Origin of the sequence: Streptomyces sp. NPDC088124 (assembly GCF_040685895.1) — a bacterium.
In the GTDB taxonomy this organism is placed as follows: domain Bacteria; phylum Actinomycetota; class Actinomycetes; order Streptomycetales; family Streptomycetaceae; genus Streptomyces.
Genome location: NZ_JBFBJB010000022.1, coordinates 141,677 through 147,882 on the forward strand (window position 1 = coordinate 141,677; position 6,206 = coordinate 147,882).

Below are 6,206 nucleotides of genomic sequence, written 5' to 3' on the forward strand. Positions count from 1 at the left end.
CGTACGTCAGTCGGTGAGCAGGACGACTTCGAGTGTGCGGGGGCCGTGCACCCCCTCTACCCGGTCGAGTTCGATGTCGCTGGTGGCGGAGGGCCCGGAGATCCAGGTGAGCGGGCGGGTCGGGTCCAGGCGTGGCATCGCCTGCGGTACGGAGCCGACCACCTGGTCCGTGGTGCGTACGACGCAGATGTGGTGGTCGGGGACGAGGGTGATCCTGCGGCGGCCCTGGTCCGGCGCCGCGTCGAGGACGAGGGTTCCGGTCTCCGCGATGGCGAGGGCACAGCCGGTGACGACGCTGTCGACCGTGTCGAGGGCCCCGGCCGTCGCGCCCGGGTCGTCCGGCACCCGGGTCACCGCCTCGGGCGTCGCGGAGAGCCAGGTCTCCGGGAGCAGCGGCGGTACGAGGACGGTACGGGCGCCCCGTTCGGCCAGGAGACGGGCGACGAGGGCGGGCAGCCCGGCGGTGTCCGTGCGGTGGACGAGGGCGCGGTAGTCGGCGAGGTTCTCGGCGAGCAGGTCGACGATCCGGCTCGCGGGGGTGTGTGTGCCGAGGTAGTCGCGGGGTGCCTCGGGGGCGTCGGGGGCGTCGGCGACCGCGGCGCGGATCCGGGCGAGGATCCGCTCGCGCGAGCCGGTGGGAGTGCTGCTCATGTCCCGTTGTCCTTACGGTTGTCGTTCTCGCCGGTGGAGCCGGTCGTGCCGGTCGTGCCGGTCTCGCCGGTCGCGCCGGTCGCGCCGGTCCGGGGGCGGTGTTTCCACCAGTCGCGGAACGACTCGGCCGGCATCCTGGGGAGGTCCCGCGCGTCCGTCCAGGCCCCCGCGCCCGGGAGCCTGGCGGGGTGCAGCGCCCTGGTCCTGGACGCGACGCGCTCCCCCGCCGCCAGGACGCGGGGATGGTCGAAGACCCAGCCCGCCGCCTTCATCGCCGCCTTCTCCAGCCGGTGTCCCCGGCCCCCCTGGTCCGCGATCCGTTCGCGGAGGTGGACCAGGACCTCGGGGATGTCGATGGCCACCGGGCAGACCTCGTAGCACGCCCCGCAGAGCGAGGAGGCGTACGGCAGCGAGGCGTCGATCTCGCTCCCCGTGCCGCGCAGCTGGGGGCTGAGGATGGCGCCGATCGGGCCGGGGTAGACGGAGCCGTACGCGTGGCCGCCGGCCCGCTCGTACACCGGGCAGACGTTGAGGCAGGCCGAGCAGCGGATGCAGCGCAGCGCCTGCCGGCCCACCTCGTCGGCCAGGGTGTCCGTGCGGCCGTTGTCGAGCAGGACCAGGTGGAAGGTGCTCGGGCCGTCGGTGTCGTGGGTGCCCGTCCACATGCTGGTGTACGGGTTCATCCGCTCCGCCGTCGAGGAGCGCGGCAGCGTCTGGAGGAAGACCTCCAGGTCCCGCCAGCTCGGCACCACCTTCTCGATGCCCACCACGGAGATCAGGGTCTCGGGCAGCGTCAGGCACATCCGTCCGTTGCCCTCGGACTCGAAGACGACGAGGGTGCCGGTCTCGGCGACCATGAAGTTGGCGCCGGAGACGCCGACCTTGGCGCGCAGGAACTTCTCGCGCAGGTGGAGTCTCGCCGCCTCGGCGAGTTCGCCGGGGGTGTCGGAGAGGCCGTCGGGGGCCGCCTTGCCCCAGTCGGCCATCCGGTCGCGGAAGATGTCGCGGATCTCGCCGCGGTTGCGGTGGATCGCCGGGACCAGGATGTGGGAGGGCCGGTCGTCGCCGAGCTGCACGATGAGCTCGGCGAGGTCGGTCTCGTACGCGGAGATGCCCTCGGCGGCGAGCGCCTCGTTGAGGCCGATCTCCTGGGTGGCCATCGACTTGACCTTGACGACCTCGGTCTCGCCGGTGGCCTTGACCAGGTCCGCGACGATCCGGTTCGCCTCGTCGGCGTCGGCGGCCCAGTGGACCTGGCCGCCGGCCGCGGTGACCGACTCCTCCAGCTGGACCAGGTAGCGGTCGAGATGGCGCAGCGTGTGGTCCTTGATCCGCTTGCCCGCCTCCCGGAGGCGGTCCCAGTCGGCCAGTTCCGCCACGGCGACGGCGCGTTTGTCGCGGATGGTGTGGGTGGCGTGGCGCAGATTGCCGCGCAGTGTCTCGTTGGCGAGGGCTTCCTTGGCGGCCACCGGGAAGGCCGGCATCCCCAGATACGTACCGCTCATGACCAGGGCTCCTCTTCGGTCGACGCGAGGATCTCCGCGAGATGCACGGAGCGCAGCGGGGCGGCCTCGCGGCTCGCGATGCCGTCGATGTGCATCAGGCAGGAATTGTCGGCGCCGCAGAGCACCTCGGCCCCGGTGGAGACGGCGCCCCGGACTTTGTCCTGGCCCATCGCGGCGGAAACATCGGAGTTCTTCAGGGCGAAGGTGCCGCCGAAGCCGCAGCACTCCGCGGCGCCGGGCAGCTCTCTCAGCTCCAGCCCGCGCACCGCTTCGAGAAGTTTCCTGGGACGTTCGCCGAGGCCCAGCAGACGCACTCCGTGACAGGAGGGGTGGTAGGTGACGGTGTGCGGGAAGTACGCCCCGACATCGGTCACGCCCACCACGTCGACCAGGAACTCCGTCAGCTCGTAGGTGCGCGCGGCCAGCGCCGCGGCCGCCTCGCCGCCGATCTTCGGGTAGTGGTGGCGGACCATGGCCGCGCAGGAACCGGAGGGGGTGACCACGTAGTCGTACCCCTCGAAGGCGCTGGTCATCCGGCGTACCAGCGGTTCCGTCCCGCGTCGGTAGCCGGTATTGAACTGCGGCTGGCCGCAGCAGGTCTGCGCCTCGGGGAAGTCGATCTCGACACCGAGGCGTTCGAGGAGGCGTACGGTCGCGATGCCGGTGGACGGATACACGGCGTCATTGACGCAGGTGACGAAGAGGGCGGCGCGCATGGGCGGAGCATATGTCGGCTCCGGCGCCGCACGGTAGTCCCCCGCGCGGGGTGAAGGGTTCTCAGACATCCTATGAATGTGTCCGCTCTCGTGGTGCTGTCCCCGGCGGAGCCGGAGGAAGATCCCGGTCATCGGTAACGGGTCGGGCGCGCCCGTTCGGCGAGGCGTCAGGTGGGTTCAGGCGCGTCCCACGAATTCCCAGGTGCCCTGGCCCGCCCGGTACACCACGAACCCCGGTTCCGTACGCGCGTAGGCGGCGCCGGCGGGAGCCGTGACCTGGTCGGGGGTGGCGGCCGGTACGTGGATCTCCGCCGTGGCGCCGACCGGGACGCGTACGGAGAGGCGCAGGGTGGCGCCGATCGCCGACCAGTCCACCGACGCCTCGCCCCGGACGGTACGGATCCAGGTGCGGGCCCAGCTGACACCGGTCCGCCCGTCGGGCCGTACGGTGAAGGTCCGGTAGCCCGCGTCCCCGGGGCGCAGCCCGGCGACGTTCTCGTACAGCCACTGGGCGACCGTGCCCTGGAAGTAGTGGTCGCGTGAGCGGGAGTCGAGGGGCCACATCTCCCACATGGTGTCGGCGCCGTTGTCGAACCAGTGGCCCCAGCTCGGGTAGGTGCGCTGGGTGGCGACGGCGTGTGCCACTTCGGGGTGGCCGTGTGCGCACAGCACGCGCAGCAGCACACTCGTGCCGAGCGCGCCCGTGTTGAGGTGGTTGCCGCGCGCGGCGATGTCCGCGACGAGGCTGTCCACGACCGTGGCGCGGGCGCCGTTCGGGACCAGTCCGAAGGCCAGCGGGAGCGCGTTGGACGTCTGGCGGTAGCCGGGGTCCTTCGCGGTCCGGTAGTGGCCGGAGGCGTCGAGGAAGGCGGCGTTGAGGGCGTCCTTCAGGCCGGCCGCCGCGGTCCGGTAGCGCTCCGCCGTCCCGCCGTGGCCGAGCAGGTCGCCCAGCTCGGCCGTGCCGGTGAGCGCGCGGTGGAGATACGCGGTCGCCGTCAGCCGGGTGTCCTCGGGCGGATTGCCGCCGTAGCCGGGCGGCAGGTAGTCGCCGAGGGCGGTGATCGCGAGGCCGTCGACGAGCCGGGCCAGCTCCCAGTCCAGATAGCGGGTGAGGGTGGTCCAGTGCTCCCGTGCCACCCGGTCGTCGCCGTAGATCCGGTACATCTCCCGTATCAGGAACGGATATACGGTGGTCCACTCGGGCGAGGGGCCGAGGTCGCCGTAGCCCCAGCCGCCGCTGGGCACGATCACCGGCAGCTGCCCGTCGGCGTTCTGGCTGTCCGCCAGGTCACCGAGCCACTTGGTGAGGAAGCGGTGCACCCCGAAGGCGTACTCCATGACGGGCGCCCCGAGCTGGGCGTCGCCCGTCCAGCCGTTCTTCTCGTACATCGGGGTGTCGGTGGGTATGCCGTGCAGGTTGTTGAGCAGGGTGCGGCGCATCGCCCGGTCGAGCTGTTCGTAGAACGGCTCGGAGCAGGCGAAGCCGCTGACCTCCGCCACCTTCGTGTGGACGGTCCTACCCACCACGTCGGCCGGGCGTGGCCGGGTCGGCAACCCGCTGACCTGGACGTACCGGAAGCCCTTGTACGAGAACGACGGCTCCCACACCTCGGTGGCGCCGCCGCCCGCGCAGATGTACTCGTCGCGCTGGAACCGGCCCGGCACATGTCCGGTCTCGGCGTGGACACTGCCGTCCGCCTTCAGTTTCTCGCCGTGGACCAGCGAGACGACGGTGCCGGCCGGGGCCCGTACGCTCAGCCGGCTCCATCCCGCCGTCGTGCGGCCCAGGTCCACGATGTACACGCCGGGGGCGTGCTCCGTGATCGCGGTGGGGGTGTGGGTCGCAATGACCTCGATGGGGTCGTGCGGCTGGGCGCGCAGGGTGCCCCTGGGGGCGGGCTGCTCGGCCGGGTGGCGCCAGGAACGGTCGTCGAAGCCGGGCCGGGTCCATCCCTCCGGGGCCAGTCGGGCGTCGTACGTCTCCCCCGCGTAGAGGGAGTTGGTGAGGGTGGGGCCCTCGGTGATGCGCCAGTCGGTGTCGGAGACGACGGTGGTGCGGGAGCCGTCGGGGTGGTCGGCCTCCAGCCGGCACAGCAGGCGCGGTTCGCCGTGCCAGGGCGGCCGGTGCCAGTTCCACACGTTGGGGGTGGTCATGCCGTAGAAGCCACGGCCGAGGGTGACGCCGATCGCGTTGTCGCCGCGTCTGAGGAGCGCCGTCACGTCGTGCACCGCGTACAGCACGGTCTCGTCGTAGTCGGTGAAACCGGGGTCGAGCACCTGACGGCCGACCCGCTCCCCGTTCAACTCGGCTACGTAGTACGCCAGTCCGCTGATGTAGAGGCGGGCCCGGGTGACGGGTTTGCGTACCGTGAACGCCCTGCGCAACAGGGGCGCCGGCGCCTCCGGCGCGGCGATCGAGACCCCGCTGCCCCACGGTCCCTGGCCATACGGTGCGAGTACGGTGGCCGCGGCCCACCCCGTGTCGTCGAACTCGGGCCGCTCCCAGCCGGGTTGCTCGGTGTCGGTGGTTCGCCACCCTTCTCCGGTGGCGAGCCCGCGGACGGTGCCGTCGGTGGTCTCCACCCGGAGCAGTCCGAGCAGGCCGGCCGGATTGGCGGCGGCCCCGCCGCGGTTGGTGGCGACGGCGGCGAGGACGACCGGGCCGCCGCTGTCGGCGGCGGCGCGCACGGCGCCGGTGACATCGGCGGCGGCGCCGGTGCGCCAGGCGTCCACCTGCTCGGGGGTGTGCAGGACCTGGCGGCCGTTCAGGTGGAGGGTGAAGTCGTCGTCGGCGGTGGCGACGAGCGTGGCCCGCGCGATGTCCGTGGCCGCGGGAAGGCCGAGGGAGCCGCGGAACCAGCGCGGCCCGACGGGGGCGCCGCCCGTGGTCGCGTCCGCCGTCCAGATCCAGGACGCGCCGTCGAGGCCGGGCGGTGCGGCCGGCTGGTCGGCGCCTATCCACCGGGCGTGCCACCGCTCCGTGCCGAGCGCGGTCTCCCACCAGCCGGGGGTGCTCCACGCGGAGGCGCGTCCTTCGCCGTCCCAGACCCGGACCTGCCAGTGGCAGCGGGTACGGGGCGGCAGCGCGGGGCCCGCGTAGGGCACGGCGACGGTACGGTCCGACGCGACCCGGCCGGTGTCCCAGAGGAGTTCACGCCCGGCCACCAGCGCGCGCCGCCCGGTCGCGGCCCGGATCTGGTACGCGCTCTGCCGCGCGCCCGGGCCGCCGTCGGGCGCGGCGCAGGAGTCACCGGGTACGCAGACATCATCAGGGCACCGCACGCCGCGCGGCTGCTCACCGGCACGCTCGTGGGGCGGCTGCCGAACGCCACGG

4 protein-coding genes are annotated in these 6,206 nt (G+C 72.8%); all 4 read right to left on the reverse strand.

What is annotated here, in order from left to right; genetic code table 11:
• Positions 1 to 6 precede the first annotated feature (6 nt).
• Positions 7 to 651 (reverse strand): LUD domain-containing protein, encoded by a 645-nt coding sequence (locus tag AB0P17_RS20010; protein WP_365812694.1) that lies wholly within the window; start codon positions 649 to 651, stop codon positions 7 to 9.
• Entirely contained in the window at positions 648 to 2,156 is a 1,509-nt protein-coding gene (locus AB0P17_RS20015; protein WP_365812696.1) for a LutB/LldF family L-lactate oxidation iron-sulfur protein, read from the reverse strand. The genes AB0P17_RS20010 and AB0P17_RS20015 overlap by 4 nt, the downstream gene beginning before the upstream one ends.
• Positions 2,153 to 2,872: a (Fe-S)-binding protein gene (locus tag AB0P17_RS20020; RefSeq protein WP_365812698.1), complete on the reverse strand. Its 720-nt coding sequence runs from the start codon at positions 2,870 to 2,872 to the stop codon at positions 2,153 to 2,155. The genes AB0P17_RS20015 and AB0P17_RS20020 overlap by 4 nt, the downstream gene beginning before the upstream one ends.
• Positions 2,873 to 3,049: 177 nt before the next feature.
• The coding region (locus AB0P17_RS20025) for a family 78 glycoside hydrolase catalytic domain (protein ID WP_365812700.1) at positions 3,050 to 6,206 on the reverse strand (3,157 nt) is incomplete at its 5' end.

Excerpts from the sequence above, each read along its gene's own strand:
- AB0P17_RS20010 (WP_365812694.1), bottom strand. The coding sequence starts at position 651 with ATGAGCAGCACTCCCACCGGCTCGCGCGAGCGGATCCTCGCCCGGATC.
- AB0P17_RS20015 (WP_365812696.1), bottom strand. The coding sequence starts at position 2,156 with ATGAGCGGTACGTATCTGGGGATGCCGGCCTTCCCGGTGGCCGCCAAG.
- AB0P17_RS20020 (WP_365812698.1), bottom strand. The coding sequence starts at position 2,872 with ATGCGCGCCGCCCTCTTCGTCACCTGCGTCAATGACGCCGTGTATCCG.